Origin of the sequence: Croceibacterium selenioxidans (assembly GCF_018599195.1) — a bacterium.
GTDB classification, from domain to species: domain Bacteria; phylum Pseudomonadota; class Alphaproteobacteria; order Sphingomonadales; family Sphingomonadaceae; genus Croceibacterium_A; species Croceibacterium_A selenioxidans.
Genome location: NZ_JAHFVK010000001.1, coordinates 937170 through 957135, shown reverse-complemented (window position 1 = coordinate 957135; position 19966 = coordinate 937170). Strand labels below are relative to the sequence as shown.

Sequence of the window (19966 nt, the reverse complement as noted above, 5' to 3'; positions counted from 1 at the left end):
CGCAGCGAAAATCGTCCTCTCCTGATCGGCAAAGATCGGTTCACCGTCGATGATTGGGAAGAGCGCGGTGGCGCTTCGCTGCGGACCTCGGACTTCGTCGAAGGCTCCCGTTTTTTCAGGAAGGAAGAAATCTTCTGGCTTGGCCATCAGGGCGGATTGAGTTCTTGCCCGTTCGCCGGATCCCAAGCTGGCAGCCGCGTTTCCTCCCGGCCGCGCAGCAGGAGCAGGGAGGTCGGCGCTACGATGTCCCATTCCCGCGGATTGTCGGGCGGCCACTGAATTTCTTCGCCGGGCGCCCCTAGGGAGGTTAGCTGCTCGTCGATGAAGGTGACGTAGCCCGGGTCCCCCATTTTCGGCAGGCCTTCGCCTTCATAGACTTCGCCTGTTTCCATGAAGTGTTTGACCATCGCTTCGAAGCCCGGCCTTACGGGGATTTGGACGCGGGCGGCGCCGGCGTTGAGGAAAGCCGAAAAGTCCGGATCGGGATGAGCGACGACTACCGTCTTGCTCCATTCGCTCCTCCGGCCCCAGAAATACGGGTAGAGCACCCAGCCGAGATGCTCCCATTCGAAGGCTTGCTGGAGAAACCGCACCTCGGGCGCCGCCGACGCCAGGGCGGCCAGGTCGACTATCGGATGCGCGTCGAGCGTCCCGTCTTCGTTCACGGACGGATAGTCGGCAACCAGATCGTAGTCGACGGGCCGATTCCGCATCACGTCGATCGACGAGCGTTGAAGTTCACTTCGCACCACCCGCTCCAACCACGAGCGGCTCCCGTCGGGGAGATTGACTTCACTTTGAGGCTGGTTGGCTGAGGCCTGGATTACGGCGGTTGCATACTCGCGCCTTAGGGATTCAAAGCGGTCGGCGACTTTGGAATAGGCGTTGATGGCCCATTGTTCGCGAGCCTGATCGGTCAGCTTGAGCTTGACCGAGATTGTGCCGCCAAAACTTGTGAAGTTGTCCGCGTTGACCGCGTAGGCGACCGTGGGTCCTGGCCGCGGGTTTCCTGAAAAGTCGAACTGCAAAGAAGCCTGGCCCTGATTGCCCGTCGTCGCGATCGTCCACTGCTGGACGTCGCCGCCAAGCGAGAACCCGCCATTCGGAACCATCGGGTCTTCAATTTCGACCGAGATTCCAACGCTGGCGCTGACCATCACGTAGCCATCGGGGATCTGGAGTTCCTTGCCCCCGGCATATTTGCCGCTGTCGCCGCCGCCAGTCCCCGAGAACGTGTCCGAAACGGTCCGCTCTTCGACAAGGGTAGGCGGCATGTCCGTGACACGAAAGGCCCGAATAATCGCTTCCCTGTTGTCGGCGATATTGGCCAACGTCAGAGATGCGAAGAGGTCCGCGTCCGGCGCTTCGATTGGAATCTGGATTTCGCGCCGCTGGATCGCGAAATGCCACATGAGAGCAGCCGGCTCCGGGATCAGGATGTCATAGAGTTCGCGTTCGCCGTACCAGAAGATCTTCGCGCGACTAACTCTCTCAAGGTACTGGTAGACCCCGGAGACATGATCGGTCGCGTTCCCGTCAACCTTGAAGCCGTGCTTGTTATCCTCGGTAATCTCGCGTTCGTATATCGATCTCGTCTGCCGAACCACGCGTTGAAGGGTCCGCTTGACCGCCCTTTCGATGGTCTCGCGGGAGTATTGTTCTGCCGCCTTGGCCGCTTCTTCGGTGGATCGCTGCGCAGAGCCCGAGACAGAGGCGACAACCGTCGTTGGTCCGCGACTGGTAATTTGGACATTCCCCTCGGCCTTGAGATTCTCCTGAACGACATTGCTGACCTCGCGGCTGAGTTCGGCTTTGTCGGTTACCTGGAGATCGCGAGTCTCCTCGGTCTCCTGTTCAACCTCTTCGAAGAACTCCTGTCTGCTCAGGCTGCGCTCGGTGTGATTGCGGCCGCGTTCCTCTCCGACCATCACATTTTCGACGTAGGCAATTTCGGTGCGACGGTACCCGGTCGTAGTCTGGCGAACCAGAAGCAAGTCGTTCCGCCCCACTGGCTCGAGATAACTTGGAGAGGCCGTAGCGGCACTGAGTACACCCGGCCAGGTGTCCAGTTCTTCTAGGGCGACGCCCGAACTTAGTAGCCTGTCGCGAAGGTCCTCTGGAAGCACTGCTGCCACTTTCCGGGCAAGCGCGCTTCGCAACGCGGCGGTACGGTGCTCTGCTGCGCCGATGTCGAGCAGGACAGGTGCGCCGAAAAGATGGAGGCTCACAATCCGGGAGCGCTTGCGCGGCGCTGCAATCCTGCTTCGCTCCGAGACATTAGAGGCGTCGGATCCTGAAATTGTAGCTGACACGCGAGACAATAGATTGCGATCGGTTACGCCAGCGGAGTGCAACATTTCGCGCACACGGGCCGCATCCGTTGCGTCCTCTCTGGCATCTAGTTCGGAATGCAGTCTCGCAAGCATGTCTGGCGTGGCGGCGGCCACCACATCTGTGGCCACGAAATGGGGTGGATGGGGGTGCGTTGACGGCTCCGGCGGCTTCTTCGGGCCTCGGGGGCCAGGCAGCCTGGTCATGACCCCTGGAACGACCAGGGGCGCTGTGAGCCACAACACCATGTCCTGGCGGGTCGTCGGTCCATCGTTGGCAAGTAGAGTCCGCGCGAAGCGATAGAGATCCGCGGCAGTTCGGATCGATCGCGTCTGCCCGACCGCCGCGTACTTGAAGATCAGCACGACGTCGTTGAGCTTTGCCAGACAATCGCTGTCGATGAGAGTCGAACGGATCGAGGCCCATGCCTGACCCGCAAGATCGCTTGTCAGCTGCTGCAATTCCGATTGATCGTTCGGCCAGCCGGCTTCGTCCGTCGATGCCAATCGCCCGATCGCAGGAAGGAGCAAGGATACGCCGGTGATGTCGCGCCAGGCATTGGTCCGCCCGTCAAGCTGGGCTGCAACGGGCGACTTCCATAACAGCGTCGCAGCTTCTTTGGGACCGAGGGGATCGCGCTGACCGTTGTCGGCAAGTTTCGCTTGTTCAGCGACCGCCTCGGGAAGCTCGAGTTCGAAATGGACCAAATTTTCGCCGCGCCTGAGATCGGGTGGTCTCAGCGTCGTCAGGGCCAGCAGCGCGGATCCGAATTGATTAGTGTTTTCCGCCATGTCGTGCCCTCCGACGTGTCGATAGGCCCCGACACAGTTCTACGCATGTCGCCTTCGGACAACTTGTAGGAACGCGACAGTCGACTCATTAGGTAAGCCGTCGTCGACCTCCAATTCAGGCGTTCCAATTGAACTTCATCGCGAATGGTGTACCTTCGAGTGCGCGATCGTTTTGAATCGCACCCCTATTAGTCCTGCAACAGAATTCGCGGCCTGCTTCTTCACCTAGAGAGCGGAGTTGCTGATCGATGGCGGACGATCTCACAACGCTGATACAGCTGAACGCCGATATCGGCCTGGCCGAGACGAAAGGCGATAGCGTCTTTCTGGAGAGTGCGGTCGCTGGACAACTCGCATTCAGACGGGCCAACGGCGTGGTGGTCGATCGAGGGGGCTACCTCGCGGCAGTTGCCCGGAGCGAAGAACGGGAAACCGAAATCGAGTCCGTTCAACTCTACGGCGATCGCGCCGTCGTGACCTGCATCGTCACCCTGGTTCGGGCCGATGGCACAAGGCCGCGATTCCACAACACGCGATTGTTTATCAGCACTCCTGCCGGGTGGAAGATGCTCGGTTGGGCAAACGCAGCGATGTAAGACCGGAAGAGAGTGGTGGCATGAAGACCTATTCACTCCCTGGAGGCGGCCTTGCCGGACCGCCCAGCACGTGTTCGGCCGCACCCGACAGAGTTGACACATTCGCCGTCGCAGCGGGAGGCACGGTGTGGTGCTGGTCGCTCGTCGGAGAGACGATGCTGGCACCCTTCCCGCTTCCGCCGAACGGGTCGATCCCCGCTAAGGGACTCTGTGCGATTGCCTCCGGTCCCGGACGTGCGGAAGTCTTCGCCGTGGACGCGCGCTCACGTCTTCCGGTCTGGTGGAGGGGCAATGGAACGGCGTGGACCATCGGCGCGCCCTTGCCGGGTGGCACGAGCATCCCGGCTATTCCGGTGGCGGCCGTGGCGGCCGCACCCAACGACATTGACGTACTGGCGGTTGGCAACGACAGGGCGCCCTGGTGGTGGCACTGGAATGGAGTGATCTGGGCCGGACCACAGCGCCTCCCCGATACTGCCAGCCTGTCGGCGGTTCGGATCGCGGCTGTATCGCCCTCTCCAGGGTGGCTGGACGTGTTCGCCGCCGGGTCAAACCGCCATCTCTGGCACTGGTCCAAACAGGGTGCGACGCCCTGGACCCTTGAAGACCTGGGGGGCGACCTTTCAGCCGAGGGAGTGAGCGCAGTCTCCTGGGGGCCCGGCCGCGTCGACGTCTTCGCGGCGTCACGACTGCCGAACAGCCCCCTGATGCACTGGTATGGCAACAACGGCGCTTTTTCTGCGCCCGAAGAGCTGGGCGGCATTCTGGCGCAAGGAACCGTTAGCGCCGTGTCTCACGCCGCCAATCGGCTCGACATCTTTGCCGTCGCCGGCGACCGGGGGTTGGCGCACTGGCAGTGGGATGGCAGCCATTGGTTTGGGCCCGCTATTCGCGGGGAGAACATTCCGGCGGGCGACGTCAGCGCGGTCGCCCGGGCACACCATCGGCTCGATGCGTTCGTTACCGGCGCCGGCAACACCCTGATGCACTGGCCAGGAGGAGATGGCGCCGAGAACAGCAAGGACCAACGCTGGGAAAACTGGCCGACGACTTTCGAAAAGCAAGCACCTCCAGGCGTCGTGAGACCCGATACGCTGGCGGAACTGGTCGACATCGTCAGGCGCGCTGAGCAGCAAAACGTCGGCGTTCGCGCGGTAGGCACGAGTTGGTCGAGCTCAGACGTTGCGATGAGTTCAGGCTATGTCGTGGAAACGGACCGCCTCGGTGGCGTGCTGACGGACGTGCTCGCGACAAGCCTCAATCCAGCCGGCGCCGGTATGCGCCTGCTGCATGTCGAAGCAGGCATCAAGCTCGACAAGCTGGTGGCGGAACTCAGAGACCTCGGTTGGGAGCCCAAGACCCTTGGCGGATCTACGGGTCAGTCGCTGGCCGGAGCGATTTCTACGAGCGTACACGGCATGGATCCGACGCTTGGGCCCGTGCCAGACATGGTTCGCGCAATTCACCTTGTGGGGCCTGGCGGCAGCCAGCATTGGATCGAGCCCGCTAACAGGACCATCACCGATCGAACCGCCCTTCGCGCAGCGCTCGGCATGCGGGACGAAGACATCCACTATGATGACGACTGGTTCTATTCGGTCCTGGTATCTGTAGGCAGCCTCGGGATCATCTACTCCCTCGTCATCGAGCTCGACGACCAATACGATTGGGTGGAGACGCGCGAGCAGTTCGACTGGGCGGCCATGCGGCCACGACTGTTGGCGAACGATGCGACCAACCCACTGAGAACCAATCGCCAAGGGGTGCAGATTGTCATTACGCCCTACCCGTCTGCAGGTGGCGAGCGCGATTGTTTTCTGACGACCAGACGACGTGACATTGCAACCGTCCCTAAACCCGCCGGGGCGGACATGGCCTGGGTGGTGAGAGATCTGACTCCGGCGATATTCTCCACCTGGCGCGCTGACCGAAGGACGGTCGATGAGTTCATTATCGACATCACGGAGAAGCAGCAGGCCCCCGGCACCTGGCGCGGCCTCGCCTCTTCACATGCCGGTGGATCCGATCCTGGCGGTGTGAGAGGTATAGGTCTCGAAGTCATCTTTGACGCAAGCAGCACGGCCTACCTCGACTTTGTCGACGACGCGCTCGAGATCATTCGGGCTGCCTATTACGACAGCACGCCGCAGCCGTGGTCTTACCTTGGTTGGATATCGTTGCGGTTTCAGGGGCGCTCCCAAGCTTATCTGTCACCGCAGCACGAAGCCGATCTCAGTTGCTCGGTCGAGTTTGCTGCTGCTTACCGCAGACCCGAGCTCCCCGGTATCGGCTGGGCCGATACTCCCGCGCTGCTTTCCTTGATCGAGCAGGCGGGGAGACGGCGGGGTGGCGTGCAGCATTGGGGTATGAACTCCGAACTCAACGCCCAGGATGTCGCACTCAAATACCGCCGCCTGGACACATGGCGCAGGGTTCGCTGGGAGCTGACACGCGGCGGCCTGTTGAAGACCTTCGACAGCAACTTCACTCGCCGTTGCGGCCTGTCCGAACCACCAACGATGGTGCCCACAGCCGACTTTGACGGTGACGGCAGAACCAATCTTGCCATTTGGCGTCCAGGTACGGGCAATTGGGTAATCCTCAACGCCGCAGGGGATGGCGAGCGCTCGGAAGTCCTGGGAGAAGCGGGCGATATTCCCGTGCCAGGCGACTATGATGGCGACGGCAAGATCGATCTGGCGGTGTGGCGGCCACGCACCGGCATGTGGATCGTGGCGCCCAGCGCACCCACCGCTCCAACGAGGCCTACGTTCGGAGCCGGCCGCTTGCGACCGGGACGAGGCCGGTTCCCCGCAAGAAGCACGGGCACCATCGGCATCGCGACAATTGCCGCGCCTCCGGCTTTGCGAAATCAACAGTGGGGTGAGGCCACCGATGTACCCGTGCCGGGCGACTACGACGGCGATGGCAAAACGGACTTCGCGGTGTGGCGGCCGAGTACCGGCACCTGGTGGATCATCGATAGCCGGACCAGCACCACCCGCACCCAGCAGTGGGGCCAGGCCGGAGATATACCTGTGCCTCGTGACTACGACGGCGATGGCAAGACAGACCTTGCCGTGTGGCGGCCCAGCACCGGTACCTGGTGGATAATCGATAGCCAGACCGGCGCTACGCGCAGTCAACAGTGGGGCCAGGCTGACGATATCCCCGTACCAGGCGATTACATCGGCGACGGCAGGATCGATTTCGCGGTTTGGCGTCCGAGCACCGGAACTTGGTGGATCATGGATAGTCAGACTGGCGCCACCCGCAGTCAACAGTGGGGCCAGGCCGGCGACGTCCCGGTGCCCGGTGACTACGATGGCGATGGGAAGACTGACTTCGCGGTGTGGCGGCCGAGTACCGGCACCTGGTGGATTTTCGATGGCGCCAATCCGGCAGGGCGCGCGGTAAAATGGGGTCAGTTCGGTGACGTGCCGATCTGATAGCCACATTGCGATTGCTTTCGCCTTAGATAGTCTGCCAAACCTCAACTGCATCCGTTCATCGCCAACCTGAACCTGGGGGACATAACCGTTTCCGATGGTTGAGTTGAGCAACACCTTGCCTTCACAGGTCCACTCCCCGCCTCGGCCAGTCCGCTCGACTAGGCCGTAGGCCGCGAGGCTTCGGCCACATCTTCCCCAGCATTTATGAATTGGTGGTCAGGATAGTCGGCGTTGCCGGTTCCCAGATACTGCTCGCTCATCGAGGCGAGAGATTTGAGAAGTCGGAATTCTTGAAGGGCATAGGGCAATGACGCCCGGTCGTGACTTAGTCCACATTGGCCGTCAGCGGATCGTCTGCAAACGACCCATAGCGGACATTCCTGAGTATGGTATGATGTCAAGGTGGCGGGCGCTTCACTTCTTCGTGGTTCGACATGGTCAATGCCGGTGTTGTTGATCGCCCTGTTCGGGATTCTCGCCCTCTTAGTATTTTACGTCAGAAGCGGTCCAACAACGATTGAGACGGGGATCGTAACCCGCTTTGGCACTTACGCGACGGAGACTGGTGATCGTCCGCTGGTGTTTGTTCGTACCTCTAACGGGCGCGAGTATCGGATATTAGCTACGCCGCTTGCCGTGCGTGGGTGTGCAATTGGTAGGCCAATTAGATTGATGAGACAGGGGCGGGCTCTAATTCCAGCTCAGTTCGCCTGCCAATTATAGCTGCGGCTAATGTCCGCCAACCCCCGACATCGCCGTTCAGAGTGCTTGAGCGCTGAAAATCGGATCATCCGTTTGCGGACAGGCGGCTCGCGACCCATTGCGGACATTGGCGGTTCGAGACAAAATCAGATCGTGCGACGAACCGCGATCCTATTGGCTTTTGGCCTTTGCTCCGTCGGACAGCCAGCCTTGGCGGTGTGCTCTTCTGCAACCATGGAACAAGATTATTCCCAAGCTGACGTCGTTGTGCGCGCTCGCGTCGTCGCTGAAATGCGGGTCGCGGACGACGAACCCAGTCCAGCGTTTCGCGCACAGTGGGGGGACTATTCTCCAGTCACACTCCACCGCGTGAAGGTGGTTGAAATCTTCAAAGGGAAGCCTGGGCCGACTATCAACCTCTTTGAGGAGGTGAGCAGCGGTAGATACGGAGTGGATCTTGGTGAAGAATACCTTCTCTTCTTCACCTACTACCGACCGTCGGCGGCGAGGGGGACCGCCGCCCGTGGTGCGATGTACGTCCGACATACTTGCGGCCAAACGAGACCTTGGAGCGAAGTAACCTCGGGCTACCTTTCACGCCTTCGGTCGCTGGCACACAGCTAGAGATCGACGTCCGCTTTCCACCCGTCTTAGCCGTTCAGCGCGGCCAATGCCTGCAAATCGCTGATCCGTTTGCGGACAGTCGGCTAGCGACCCATTGCGGCCGCTTCCTTGGTGGCGCACATTGCTGAATGTGTTTGATATAATCGTCGGCAGCTTAGCCATCGCAATCTGGTGCCTCGTTCCCGCCGTCTGCGCGTGGTTCATCTTTGATGGGCTTCGGAATGGCGTCGTCCGGGTAAAGCTGGGTTCCTATTCTCGGGACGGTGATCCAGTTTGGTATTGGGCGTGCATCGCCACGTATGCAGGGTTGATCGCGTGGTTCTCTACCTGTCCGTGCGAATGGCTCTAGGTGTTTAAGCGTGGTCCAATGTACGCTTTCCACCCATGTAAGTCATCCCGACCGGCAAAAGTGCAATCCGGCACCCACTCCAAAGCGGACCGTCTCCAAACGACCCATTGCAGACATTCATCGGGCGCGTCAAAACGGGCAATGGCCATCCCGAAGGAACGTTACGTCGTCACGATTGACTCGTCTGTGAGGACAAGGGACGATCTTTTCAGCCGCATCACTGACACGGCATACTTGGGATATAGCTCGTTCAATGGCTGGGATGCATTCAACGATATGCTTCTGGGCAGGCTGGAGACCAGCGACATTCTCATCGAGATATTGAACGAGGACCTGTCCGGCCTCACCGCACGGGACCGAGAGATATATCGAGAAATTCTAGCGGACGCCGTGCGGGAGTTTCCAGAGAGGTTGCGGCTGCTTTAACGTCGGAAAGGGCCGGGGCGAAGGAGTGTCCGCTTTCCACCCTTCGCAGTCATTCCCGGCAAATCGCTCAACTCCCAAAAGCCGACATTCTAGGCGGCGCCCGCACCGAGCGTGGAAGGAACGCCCACTTACGCTGCATCAGCGTTACCCCGGCGTTACCCCAAGAATTTTCTTGAGTACAAGGCCGGTTTAAATGCTTGAAAAATGGTGCGCCCGACAGGATTCGAACCTGTGGCCCCCAGATTAGGAATCTGATGCTCTATCCTGCTGAGCTACGGGCGCACGCGGAGACCGTTTAGGTGGCCAGGCGTGGCATGGCAATGTCCAGAAATCAGTTCAGTTCTTCGGGCGGAGCAACCGGGAAGGGCAGCGGCGCTACCGGAATCCCTTCGTCGATCAGCGCCCTCGCCTCTTCCGCAGAGGCACGGCCGTGAATGGCCTCCGCATCGCGCTCACCATAATGCATGGCGCGTGAGTGTTCCGCAAAGCCATCGCCAACCCAGCGCGAACTGGCGAGCGCCTGGGCCTGGGCCTCGGCAAGCTTGCCCAGCGCTTCGGTGACTTCCGCAGGAAGCGGGCCGTGTGTCAGCACCTTCTTCGCTCCGTTCTGCTCAGCCGCCTGCTGGTTGCCTTTTTTCGGCACTGCGGGTGCCATTGGTGCCTTCTCGACAGCGGCGGATCCACATTGCGGGCACGTGACGAGGCCGCGGGCCGTCTGGCCGGAAAAATCTTCGGACGATCCAAACCAGCCTTCGAAACGATGGCCGCCGTCGCATGTGAGGTCGAACACGATCATATCGAAATCGATGTAGGCAACTGGCGACGGTTGGCAAGGCTCGGAAGCTGCTGCCGGACCTCTCTTATCCGCTTTGGATCTATCTCCGCAAAACCGACGCCTGGAGCGTCGCCTCCCAAGTCTAGCAAGATCTCTCCCCAAGGATCGACTACCAGCGAATGGCCATAAGTGCGCCGTCCATCGGCATGCTCACCGACCTGCGCGGCCGCAACGACATAGGCGCTGGCCTCTACGGCCCTCGCCCGTTGAAGGAGGTGCCAGTGCGCCTTGCCTGTCGGAACCGTGAAGGCGGCAGGGACCGCGATCACGTCGCAGCGAAGTTGCCCAAGCGCCTCGAACAAGGCGGGGAAGCGCACATCGTAACAGACCGCAAGGCCAAGCCTGCCTACAGGGGTCTCCGCGGTCACGACGGTTTCGCCCGGTGCATAGGCCGCCGATTCCCGCCACGTCTCGCCACTGGCCAGTTCGACGTCAAACATGTGAATCTTGTCATAGCGCGCCGCAACTTCGCCATCCGGTCCGAGCAGGAACGAGCGGTTTGCCCACCGCCCGTCCTCCCGCGCGACGGCAAGCGAACCGATGGCTACCCAGATCCCATGCGCTGCGGCTGCCGAACGGACCGCGGCAAGCACCGGACTTTCCTGCTCGCTGACGATGTGCTGGGCAGCCCGCGTGCGATCGCGATCCAGCAGTCCCGACATCTCCGGGGTGAACAGCATAGCCGCCCCGCCCCCGGCCGCCTCTGCCACGGCGCGAACGAGCGTTGCGGCATTCGCCTCCGGGTCGATACCCGAGGTCATTTGCAGGATCGCGATGCGGGTCATGGAAGGATCGCCTAGCTGTTCCTAGAGACCAAGCAAGGCGTCAAGCTTGCCTTCCCGGTCAAGCTGGGCGAGATCGTCCGATCCGCCGACTGCCTGGCCATCGATGAATATCTGCGGCACCGTCCTGGCGTCCGGCTTTCGCTCGATCATCTCGGTCTTCTTTTCGCCGCCGAAGGTGATGTCGTATTCGGTGAAATCGACACCTTTGCTTTCAAGCAAGCGCTTGGCACGGAAGCAGTATCCACAGAACGCCTTGGTGTAGATTTCGACTTTCGGTTGGCTCACACGTCACCTCTTGCAATGCTGCCTTGCACCCTCTTGAACGCAGGCAACGCAAACGTATCTAACATCTGCCGCATCGCGCCGCGAGGGCGATCGGCAGAGGGGCGCCGCGGAAGCGGGCCCCATCAGTCAAATTGCTCTTTGGAGGATTTGTTTCGATGAATCGTTTTGATCTTACCCCTTACCGCCGCTCCACGGTGGGCTTTGACCGCCTGTTTAACTTGCTTGAGAACCAGGCTCGCAGCACCGCCGGCGACAACTATCCCCCCTTCAATATCGAACGCCGTAGCGAAGACAGCTATCGTATCACTCTGGCGATAGCCGGCTTCCGCGCCGGAGACCTCGACATCACGGCTGAGCAGAATCTGCTGGTCGTCCACGGACGCAAGCGGGACGAGAGTGCCGATGCGGACATGCTCCATGTCGGTATTGCCAACCGCGGTTTCGAACGCCGATTCGAGCTGGCCGACTATGTTCGCGTCGAACGCGCCGACCTGGCCGACGGTCTTCTCGTAATCGATTTGGTGCGCGAAGTGCCCGAAGCCATGAAGCCCAAGAAGATCGCTATCGGCGGACTACCCAACCTGGAAGTGGTCAAGGACGGCAATCAGGCCGACGCTGCCTGATCCCTTAAATTGAAAAGAGTTGGGGGCGGAACCTAGTGGTTTCCGCCCCCTCGACGCTTAGGCGCCGACCTGCCTTTCGAAATGACCGTCCGGGTCGCAAAAGACGGCCAAACCTACGGGCAAGACTAAACCATGCAGAAACGGCCAAGCCCTGAAGGCCGTTCTGGTTCGCGGGCAGCCAATAAGTAATAGTGGCCACCAAAACCCCTTTTGGCAGCCTGCTTCCCCACTCAACAATCTACCCCTCATCGGGCAGGATGAGCAATCGGTTTTTTAACTATGTTACGTTGCGGGACAGTTAGACAAGACGGGACTGACGCACCGCGGCAGCAATGAAGCCGGCGAAAAGCGGGTGCGGGTCAAACGGCTTGCTCTTGAGTTCCGGATGGAATTGAACCCCGACGAACCAGGGGTGATCCGGTCTTTCCACGATCTCCGGCAAGAGACCGTCAGGCGACATGCCCGAAAAGACCAGCCCGCCCTTCTCGAGGGGCTCCTTGTAGGCAGAGTTCACCTCGTACCTATGCCGATGCCGCTCCGAAATATTGGTAGCACCACCGTAAATGGTTGAAACGTGGCTGTTTCCAGCAAGTACGGCTTCATAGGCCCCAAGCCGCATAGTGCCGCCCATGTCGCCTTCCGCAGACCTTGTCTGCAATCCTTCGGTACTCATCCATTCGGTAATGATGCCGACGACGGGTTCGGAAGTTTCGCCGAATTCTGTGGATGAGGCGTCGGGGATACCTGCGGTGTTCCGGGCGCCCTCTATGCACGCCATCTGCATCCCGAGGCAGATGCCGAAGAACGGCACGTTGCGCTCCCGCGCGAATCGCACGCTGGCGATCTTGCCCTCCGAGCCGCGTGTCCCGAACCCGCCGGGCACGAGAATGGCGTGCATCGGCTCCAGCTGGGCAGCGATGTCCGAATCGGCCTGCTCGAAGATTTCAGCGTCGATCCACTTGATCTTGACCCGCACCCGGTTGGCCATTCCACCGTGGACCAGCGCTTCGTTAAGCGACTTGTAGGCGTCAGGCAGGCCAACGTACTTTCCGACCACCGCGATGGTCACTTCGCCTTCCGGATTCTCAAACCGGTCGACGATGTCAGTCCAGCGCGACAAATCGGGAACTGAGCTTTCCAGATGGAAGTGGCTTAGCACCTGCGCATCGAGGCCTTCGGCGTGGTACTGCAGCGGTACCGCGTAGATGCTCGAGGCATCGAGCGCCTGGATCACCGCTTCAGGCCGGACGTTGCAGAACAAGGCGATCTTGGCCCGCTCGCCGGGCGGGAGCGGGTGTTCGCAGCGGCATAGCAGCAGGTCGGGCTGGACGCCCAGACTGGTAAGTTCGCGGACGGAGTGCTGCGTCGGTTTGGTTTTCAACTCGCCGGCAGCCGATATGTAAGGCACCAGCGTCACGTGCACCACGCAGGTGTTGTCACGCCCGAGCTCGTTGCGCAGTTGGCGGATCGCCTCGATGAAGGGCAGGCTCTCGATATCGCCGACGGTTCCGCCGATTTCGCATAGCACGAAATCGAGATCATCGGTTTCAGCCAGTGCGAATTCCTTGATCGCGTCGGTCACGTGCGGGATGACCTGGACGGTCGCGCCCAGATAATCCCCGCGGCGCTCGCGAGCGATGATCTGCTGGTAGATGCGTCCCGAGGTCACGTTGTCGCTCTGTCGAGCCGACACGCCGGTGAAGCGCTCGTAATGTCCGAGATCGAGGTCGGTTTCCGCCCCGTCGTCGGTCACATAGACTTCGCCATGCTGATACGGACTCATCGTGCCCGGATCGACATTGAGATAGGGGTCGAACTTACGAATGCGGACCTTGTAGCCGCGCGCTTGCAGGAGGGCGGCAAGGCTTGCCGCCATCAGTCCCTTACCAAGCGATGAGACCACGCCGCCGGTGATGAAAATATACCGCGCCATGGGAGACGAGCCTTAAGCGCCCCCATGCACTCGGCGCAAGGGCCGACTGGGGGAATTTAACAGGTTACGGGCCAAATGCCCGCAAGATGGCGTGAGAAGTGAAGTTACTCGGCCGTGCCGGCGAGCGGATCGTTCGATGCCGGCGCCGTCTGGGCCGGAGTCGCGGCGCCACCGACCGGCTGGTCGAGGCCCGGTCCGGTTTGAGTCACCGGCGCCAGCGGGTCCTGGACCGGCGTGACGCTGCGATCGAGCGAAGTATCGATATCGCGCCCGGTCGTCGTGTCGACGGCGAGCGCCGCAAGAACAATTGCCAGGGCCACGAACAGGACCGCAAGCCACTTGGTGGTGCGGGTGAGAAAGTCGGCTGCACCGCGCGCGTTCATCAGCCCGCCCGGGCTACCTCCCCCACCAATACCGAGGCCACCGCCTTCGGACCGCTGCATCAGCACGATGCCGACGAGCGCCGCGGCGATGATCGCCTGGATAACTGTGAGGAAGAGGAACAGCGACATGTAAACTTCTCAATCTTGCGTGCGCCGCCATTTAGGCGTGCACGTACAGGGGCGCAAGGGCAGCGCGGGACTTACTCGGCGCGTTCGGTCGCTGCGACGATAATGCCCACGAAGCTCTCGGCGGTTAGACTGGCGCCGCCGACAAGGGCGCCGCCGACTTCCTCGGTCGCCAGGATTTCGGAGGCATTTTCCGGCTTCACCGATCCGCCGTACAGAATCCGGACCTGGGCGCCCGTCTCACCGTAAGCCTCGCCGAGCCGAGCGCGAATCGAGCGGTGCATAGTGGCAATGTCTTCGATGGTCGGAGTACGCCCGGTGCCGATGGCCCAGACCGGCTCGTAAGCCACGGTGATCCGATCTGCCACGCCCTCGCCCCTTGGAAGCGATCCTTGGAGCTGAGAGGCCACGACGGATTCGGCCTCGCCGCTGTCTCGCTGCGCTTCGGTTTCGCCGACGCAGACAATCACGCTCAGGCCCGCGGCCAGCGCGGCCTCCGCCTTGGCCTTGACCGCTGCATCGGTTTCTCCGTGATCGGCCCGGCGCTCGCTGTGTCCGACGATCACGAATCCGGCACCCGAATCCTTGAGCATGGCCGCGGAGATATCCCCGGTGTGGGCTCCGCCTTCCGCCGCGTGACAGTCTTGCGCGCCGATACCAATAAGCGAAGCTTCCTTGCGCGAAGCATGGATCAGGGTGAACGGCGGGGCGATCGCCACTTCGACTTTCAAGAGCCGTTCCGCGGCACGATCGATCGCGCGCGCTTCAGACAGCATGGCTCGCGTTCCATGCATCTTCCAATTGCCGACGATATAAGGGCGCTGGGCCATCTAGGGTCCTGTTAGATATCAAGTGAGTTTTCCCGGTGCGAAAGGCGCCGGAATCGGCTGCGCGCTAGTCCGGCGAGCTTCAGTTGTCAAAACAGCTTTTGACACCTGCCGGAAACCCCCGTTCGACTGTTGCGGCAAAATCGCATGCGGGATAAAGCCGCCCTTCGAACGCGCTGGGCCTATCTCCTTGGTCCTGCGCCCGCATAGCAATCAGCCGAGAAACCCCTCTCTTCATGCTCCAGTTCTTCCGCAACTTCTTCAAATCGAAGATCGGCGTCGTCGTTACCTTGGGCTTTTTGGCTCTGATCGCCCTCGCCTTCGCCAGCTCCGATGTGGCGAACACCAGCGTATTTGGCGGCGTTTCCGGCGGCGACCGGGTCGCCGTCGTTGGGGGGCAACGTATCAATTCCGCCGATCTGAAGGAAAATCTCACGGCCGCACTTGAGCGGGAACGCCAGCAGCAGCCGACCCTCACGATGCAAACCTTTCTCTCCGCAGGCGGTCTTGAAGCGACGTTGAAGCAATTGCTGCAGCGCACCGCCCTCGCCGTGTTCGGTGAGAAGCACGGCATGCGGGCGGGAGACAGGCTCGTCGACAGCCAGATTGTGCAGATTCCGGCTTTCCAGGGCGCCGGCGGAACCTTTGATGAGAATGCTTTTCGCGCCGCCATCGCTCAGCAGGGCCTTAGCGAATCGATGGTTCGCCACGACCTGGGGATGGGCTTGCTCGCGCGGCAATTGATCACTCCGATCACCTTCAGCCCCGTCATGCCCCACAGCGCCGTGCAGCAGTATGCCTCGCTCCTGCGCGAGCGGCGCCATGGCACCGTGGCCTTGATCCCGAGCGCCGCCTTCGCGCCGCAAGGCGATCCGACGGACGCGCAATTGCAGACGTTTTACGGAGAGAATCGTAATAACTTCGTGCGTCCGGAACGCCGCGTGATCCGCTATGCCACTTTCGGCGAAGAAGCCTTGGGTGCCCGTCCGGCGCCGACCGAGGCGCAGATTGCCGCCCGCTTCAAGCGTGACCAGGCCAAGTTCGCGCCGACCGAGCGCCGGACTTTCACCCAGGTGATCGTTCCGACACAGGCGGCGGCTAACGCTCTCGTCGCCGAAGTACAGGGCGGAAAGCCTCTCGATGCCGCGGCCCGGGCGAAAGGCCTCGCCACGGCATCCATCGGCCCATCCACCCGTGCGGAGTTTGCCGCTTCGGCGTCGCCCGCCGTAGCCCAATCGGCCTTTGCCACCGAACGCGGCGCCCTTGCCGCACCTGCCCGTGGCGGTCTTGGCTGGTACGTGCTGCGTGTCGACCAGATCGACCACGTCGCTGGCCGGACTCTCGAACAGGCGCGGGCGGAAATCACCGCGGAGCTCGCAGAAGAGCAGCGCCGCGCAGCCTTCCTCGAAAAGACCGCCAGCATCGAGGAAGAGCTCGAAGGCGGCCGCAGCCTGGGTGAAGTGGCGCAGGAGTTGAACCTGACTCTCAGCACCACACCTCCGGCGACGGCCGATGGCCGGCTTTACGGCAAGCCAACCGAAACCCTGCCCCAGGCGCTCGCGCCGGTGCTCAAGGTGGCGTTTGATATGGAGGAAGGCCAGCCGCAGTTGGCTGAAATCGCTCCCGGACAAACCTTCCTCATCTACGAGGTCAGCGAGATCACGCCGTCGGCCACGGCTCCGCTGGCCGAGATCAAATCTGATGTAATCGCCCTGTGGCGTCGCGACGAGGGCTCGAAGGCCGCCAAGGCTGCGTCCGAGCGTGTCCTCCAGCGCCTCGCGCAGGGGACCGATCTCGCGGCCGCGGTGGCGGCGGAGAAGCGGGCTATCCCCGCGCCGCAGCCCCTGAATATCGATCGTCAGGAAATGGCCCGCATCGGCAATGTCCCCTCGTCGCTCGCGCTGTTCTTCAGCATGGCCGCCGGAACGGTGAAGAAGCTGGAAGCGCCCCAGAACGAGGGTTGGTTCATCGTCAAGCTCGACAAGATCGAGGCTGGCGCCGTCCCGGCCAACGATCCGATCCTGGTCCAGACGCTGAACCAATTGGGTCGCATTACGGCCGAGGAATACGTTGAACAGTTCGTCAATGCGGCGCAGGACGATGTGGGCGTGGAACGCAACCAGACGGCGATCGATGCCGTGGTGGCCTCGCTCACCGGCACCCAAGTCGACTGAGCCGCCGACTTGCCAGCCATGCTCCCCGAGAACGCCCAGGCGGCTCGTTCCCGACTTGCCGCCGGAGAGCCGGCGCTCGTCTGGCGCCAGTTGGTCGCCGACACCGAGACGCCCGTCGGCGCGGCGCTCAAACTGATCGAGCCCGGCCGCGGGGACTTCCTGCTGGAATCGGTCGAAGGCGGCGAAGTCCGTGGGCGGTACAGCCTGCTTGGCCTCGACCCGGACCTGATCTTCCGTGCTACCGGTCATTCGTGCGAAGTGAACCAAAGCTGGAAGTTCGACCGCGAAGCGTTCGAACCCTTGCCGGGCGATAGCCTGGTAGAACTGCGTCGGCTCGCCGACAGTTGCCGGATCGATGTGCCGAAGGGCCTTCCCCCAGCCCTCGCCTGCCTGGTGGGATACTTCGGCTACGAGACAATCGGCCTGGTCGAAAACCTGCCGAGGGCGCCACAAAGCGAACTCGCGGTGCCCGACATGTTGTTTGCGCGGCCGACACTGATCCTGGTGTTTGACGGGCTCAACGACGCCTTGTTCGCCATCGCCCCGCTCTGGGCCGACGGCACCGATCCGCAGCACGCTGTCGAGCTCGCCGGAGAGCGGATCGACGCCGCCCTCGCCCGGCTGAGCGCGGCCGCGCCCGCTGCCCATCGCGACATCGGCTTGCCCGAGATGGCGCTGGATCCTGTCATGTCGGCGGAAGACTATGAGGCAATGGTCCTCAAGGCGAAGGATTACATTACCGCGGGCGACATCTTCCAGGTCGTGCTGGCGCAGCGGTTCACCTGCCCGTTTCCGTTGCCGCCGCTCGCGCTCTATCGCGCGCTTCGGCGAGTAAACCCGTCACCCTTCCTCTACTTCCTCGATCTGCCCGGCTTTGCCGTGGTCGGCTCCAGCCCCGAGATTCTGGTCCGGGTCCGCAACGGCGAGGTGACCATCAGGCCCATCGCCGGCACACGTCCGCGCGGCAAGACCGAGGAGGACGATGCCGAGGCGGAACGCAGCCTCCTTGCCGATCCCAAGGAATGCGCCGAACACCTCATGCTGCTCGATCTCGGCCGCAACGACGTCGGTCGGGTCGCCGCTGCCGACAGTGTCAAGGTCACTGCCAGCTTCACGATCGAGCGGTACAGCCACGTGATGCATATCGTCAGCAACGTGGTCGGCCGCCTCGATCCCTCCAAGGACGCCCTGGACGCGCTGTTCGCGGGATTTCCTGCCGGTACGGTCTCGGGTGCGCCGAAGATCCGCGCCTGCCAGGTCATCGCGGAGCTCGAACCCGAGACGCGCGGCCCCTATGCAGGCGGTGTCGGCTATTTCGCGCCCGACGGCTCGGTCGACTCCTGCATCGTCCTGCGGACGGCGGTGGTGAAGGACGGCGTGATGCACGTCCAGGCAGGTGCCGGGATCGTTGCCGACAGCGATCCTGCCTATGAAGCCGCCGAGTGCCGCCACAAAGCCGGGGCGCTCATCGCCGCAGCGAAAGAAGCCGCGCGGGTTGCGGCCGAGGCAGGCTTCGGACAGTAAAGCGCGGCATGCCGTGTGAGGAGCACTCGCCCCTCACACGCAAACTTGCTCACTGGCAAACGGCAGTGATGATGATCTCGACTCTGTAGTCCGGCGTGGCAAGCTTTGCTTCGCCGGTAGCGCGGGCTGGCGGGCTGTCTTTGTCGACCCACACGTCCCAGACCGAGTTCATTTCCGCAAAGTCCGCCATGTCGGCGAGCCAGATGGTGGCGGTGAGGATGCGCGACTTGTCCGAGCCCGCCTCTGCCAGAAGCCTGTCGATCTGCGCGAGGACCGCGGTGGTCTGGGTGGCGACACTTTCACCCGGCGCACCGACTTGTCCGGCAAGGTAGGCGATGCCGTTGTGAACCACTGCCTGGCTCATTCGCGGGCCCGATTCGATGCGACGAATGCTCATGATTTCCTCTCGTTGTTGAAACTGATGGCCCTGTCCTAGGGGGCTGGGCAGTAGGCGCAAGCGTCGTTCGTCCATTAGGACCCTACCGACATACTCCGCCGAAGCCGCGGGCTTCCTGATCGAAATGCAGGTGGTCGGCATGGGCGGCGTTGTAGTCGGGCGAAAGGACAGTGCCGAACACCGAGCAAGCTCGATCGCGAATCTGGCGGAGGAAGACTGCCTTAGGTCCCGTGCCGCTCCAATCGCCGACAACGCTGACCCTGCGGCCGTCCTCGAGCGCGAATGCAGCAACGTCGATCGCATTGCCGGTCGCGTGTTCGCTCCACGGGCCGGTGTCACGTCCGTAGAGACGCCGACAATTGTAGGTGCCGAAGTGGTCGATCCGTGCCACGCGGGATTGAAAGTTCAGTTCGGCGGCGGCCTGGACGTCACGAAGCCATAGTTCAAGAGCTGCGCCGACCGCGCAGGTCGCGTCTGGTGGGGTCGGAGCGAACGGTGCGTCGACGAGGACGGTGCGATCCGTGCGGTGGCATTCCCCTTCCCCTGCCGCCGGCAGAGCTTTGAACGCCACGTTGCTTCGCTCCAGCACGGCGCGACATTCGACAGGGTCTGATCGCAAGGCGGCGAGCTTGCGTTGGGTCGCCCAGCCCGGAGGATCGTCAAGGTTCAGCGGCGCCCAGGGATCATGCTGCGGGTTCTCCGCCAGCCAGGCGCGTCCCGCGATAAGCAAACCGAGAAGGATCAGGGCCATCAACATCAAGCGGTCGAGGCGGAAGTGACCGAGGTGGCGTGAGACCTTCATC

15 protein-coding genes and 1 tRNA gene are annotated in these 19966 nt (G+C 62.1%); 6 read left to right on the top strand and 10 right to left on the bottom strand.

The annotated features are described in order from the left end of the window. Window positions 1-146: 146 nt before the first annotated feature. Complete coding sequence (locus KK137_RS04705; RefSeq protein ID WP_214534922.1) at window positions 147-3122, bottom strand: hypothetical protein; 2976 nt, start codon at window positions 3120-3122, stop codon at window positions 147-149. A gap of 248 nt (window positions 3123-3370) precedes the next feature. On the opposite strand from KK137_RS04705, the gene KK137_RS04700 reads away from it, so the two are divergent. The 3 genes from KK137_RS04700 to KK137_RS04690 all read left to right on the top strand — a co-directional run bounded on the left by KK137_RS04700 (window position 3371) and on the right by KK137_RS04690 (window position 9271). Beyond that, the gene (locus tag KK137_RS04700; protein WP_214534920.1) at window positions 3371-3718 is read left to right on the top strand and encodes a nuclear transport factor 2 family protein; all 348 of its coding nucleotides are present in this window, start codon (window positions 3371-3373) and stop codon (window positions 3716-3718) included. Window positions 3719-3738: 20 nt separating this feature from the next. Then, window positions 3739-7167, top strand: coding sequence for an FG-GAP-like repeat-containing protein (locus KK137_RS04695; protein WP_214534916.1), 3429 nt, complete (start codon window positions 3739-3741; stop codon window positions 7165-7167). Between the two features lie 1819 nt (window positions 7168-8986). Continuing rightward, window positions 8987-9271 (top strand): barstar family protein, encoded by a 285-nt coding sequence (locus tag KK137_RS04690; protein ID WP_214534915.1) that lies wholly within the window; start codon window positions 8987-8989, stop codon window positions 9269-9271. Window positions 9272-9476: 205 nt separating this feature from the next. Here the strand turns inward: KK137_RS04690 and KK137_RS04685 are convergent. The 4 genes from KK137_RS04685 to grxC form a co-directional block, all read right to left on the bottom strand. Then, window positions 9477-9553 (bottom strand) — tRNA-Arg (locus KK137_RS04685). A 49-nt stretch (window positions 9554-9602) separates the two neighbouring features. Beyond that, on the bottom strand, window positions 9603-10067 hold the full coding sequence (locus KK137_RS04680) for a DUF1178 family protein (protein ID WP_214534914.1): 465 nt from the start codon (window positions 10065-10067) through the stop codon (window positions 9603-9605). Further along, window positions 10064-10891, bottom strand: a complete 828-nt coding sequence (locus KK137_RS04675; RefSeq protein WP_214534913.1) for a carbon-nitrogen hydrolase family protein — start codon at window positions 10889-10891, stop codon at window positions 10064-10066. Before KK137_RS04675 ends, KK137_RS04680 begins: the two co-directional genes overlap by 4 nt. 21 nt (window positions 10892-10912) lie before the next feature. Further along, on the bottom strand, window positions 10913-11176 hold the full coding sequence (gene grxC / locus KK137_RS04670; RefSeq protein ID WP_214534912.1) for a glutaredoxin 3: 264 nt from the start codon (window positions 11174-11176) through the stop codon (window positions 10913-10915). 155 nt (window positions 11177-11331) lie between these two features. Between grxC and KK137_RS04665 the strand changes: the two genes are divergently transcribed. Then, window positions 11332-11799 (top strand): Hsp20 family protein, encoded by a 468-nt coding sequence (locus KK137_RS04665; protein ID WP_214534910.1) that lies wholly within the window; start codon window positions 11332-11334, stop codon window positions 11797-11799. 298 nt (window positions 11800-12097) lie between these two features. On the opposite strand, the gene KK137_RS04660 is transcribed toward KK137_RS04665, so the two are convergent. The 3 genes from KK137_RS04660 to tpiA all read right to left on the bottom strand — a co-directional run bounded on the left by KK137_RS04660 (window position 12098) and on the right by tpiA (window position 15071). Continuing rightward, window positions 12098-13732 (bottom strand): CTP synthase, encoded by a 1635-nt coding sequence (locus KK137_RS04660; protein WP_214534908.1) that lies wholly within the window; start codon window positions 13730-13732, stop codon window positions 12098-12100. A gap of 104 nt (window positions 13733-13836) precedes the next feature. After that, complete coding sequence (gene secG / locus KK137_RS04655) at window positions 13837-14238, bottom strand: preprotein translocase subunit SecG (RefSeq protein WP_214535981.1); 402 nt, start codon at window positions 14236-14238, stop codon at window positions 13837-13839. Between the two features lie 77 nt (window positions 14239-14315). Further along, window positions 14316-15071 (bottom strand): triose-phosphate isomerase, encoded by a 756-nt coding sequence (gene tpiA / locus KK137_RS04650; RefSeq protein ID WP_214534906.1) that lies wholly within the window; start codon window positions 15069-15071, stop codon window positions 14316-14318. 233 nt (window positions 15072-15304) lie between these two features. Here tpiA and KK137_RS04645 point away from each other — a divergent pair, with 233 nt between their 5' ends. After that, on the top strand, window positions 15305-17242 hold the full coding sequence (locus KK137_RS04645) for a peptidyl-prolyl cis-trans isomerase (RefSeq protein WP_214534905.1): 1938 nt from the start codon (window positions 15305-15307) through the stop codon (window positions 17240-17242). A gap of 18 nt (window positions 17243-17260) precedes the next feature. Further along, window positions 17261-18766, top strand: a complete 1506-nt coding sequence (locus tag KK137_RS04640) for an anthranilate synthase component I family protein (protein WP_214535979.1) — start codon at window positions 17261-17263, stop codon at window positions 18764-18766. A 49-nt stretch (window positions 18767-18815) separates the two neighbouring features. Here KK137_RS04640 and KK137_RS04635 read toward each other — a convergent pair whose 3' ends face one another. Together KK137_RS04635 and KK137_RS04630 are read right to left on the bottom strand one after the other, a co-directional pair. Then, entirely contained in the window at window positions 18816-19163 is a 348-nt protein-coding gene (locus KK137_RS04635) for a RidA family protein (RefSeq protein WP_214534904.1), read from the bottom strand. 82 nt (window positions 19164-19245) lie between these two features. Next, on the bottom strand, window positions 19246-19965 hold the full coding sequence (locus KK137_RS04630) for an extensin-like domain-containing protein (RefSeq protein ID WP_214534903.1): 720 nt from the start codon (window positions 19963-19965) through the stop codon (window positions 19246-19248). Between the last annotated feature and the right edge of the window lies 1 nt (window position 19966).

Bases quoted from the DNA above. Each gene is read 5' to 3' on its own strand.
- KK137_RS04705 (WP_214534922.1), bottom strand. From the start codon at position 3,122: ATGGCGGAAAACACTAATCAATTCGGATCCGCGCTGCTGGCCCTGACG.
- KK137_RS04700 (WP_214534920.1), top strand. From the start codon at position 3,371: ATGGCGGACGATCTCACAACGCTGATACAGCTGAACGCCGATATCGGC.
- KK137_RS04695 (WP_214534916.1), top strand. From the start codon at position 3,739: ATGAAGACCTATTCACTCCCTGGAGGCGGCCTTGCCGGACCGCCCAGC.
- KK137_RS04690 (WP_214534915.1), top strand. From the start codon at position 8,987: ATGGCCATCCCGAAGGAACGTTACGTCGTCACGATTGACTCGTCTGTG.
- KK137_RS04680 (WP_214534914.1), bottom strand. From the start codon at position 10,067: ATGATCGTGTTCGACCTCACATGCGACGGCGGCCATCGTTTCGAAGGC.
- KK137_RS04675 (WP_214534913.1), bottom strand. From the start codon at position 10,891: ATGACCCGCATCGCGATCCTGCAAATGACCTCGGGTATCGACCCGGAG.
- KK137_RS04665 (WP_214534910.1), top strand. From the start codon at position 11,332: ATGAATCGTTTTGATCTTACCCCTTACCGCCGCTCCACGGTGGGCTTT.
- KK137_RS04660 (WP_214534908.1), bottom strand. From the start codon at position 13,732: ATGGCGCGGTATATTTTCATCACCGGCGGCGTGGTCTCATCGCTTGGT.
- tpiA (WP_214534906.1), bottom strand. From the start codon at position 15,071: ATGGCCCAGCGCCCTTATATCGTCGGCAATTGGAAGATGCATGGAACG.
- KK137_RS04645 (WP_214534905.1), top strand. From the start codon at position 15,305: ATGCTCCAGTTCTTCCGCAACTTCTTCAAATCGAAGATCGGCGTCGTC.
- KK137_RS04640 (WP_214535979.1), top strand. From the start codon at position 17,261: ATGCTCCCCGAGAACGCCCAGGCGGCTCGTTCCCGACTTGCCGCCGGA.
- KK137_RS04635 (WP_214534904.1), bottom strand. From the start codon at position 19,163: ATGAGCATTCGTCGCATCGAATCGGGCCCGCGAATGAGCCAGGCAGTG.
- KK137_RS04630 (WP_214534903.1), bottom strand. From the start codon at position 19,965: ATGAAGGTCTCACGCCACCTCGGTCACTTCCGCCTCGACCGCTTGATG.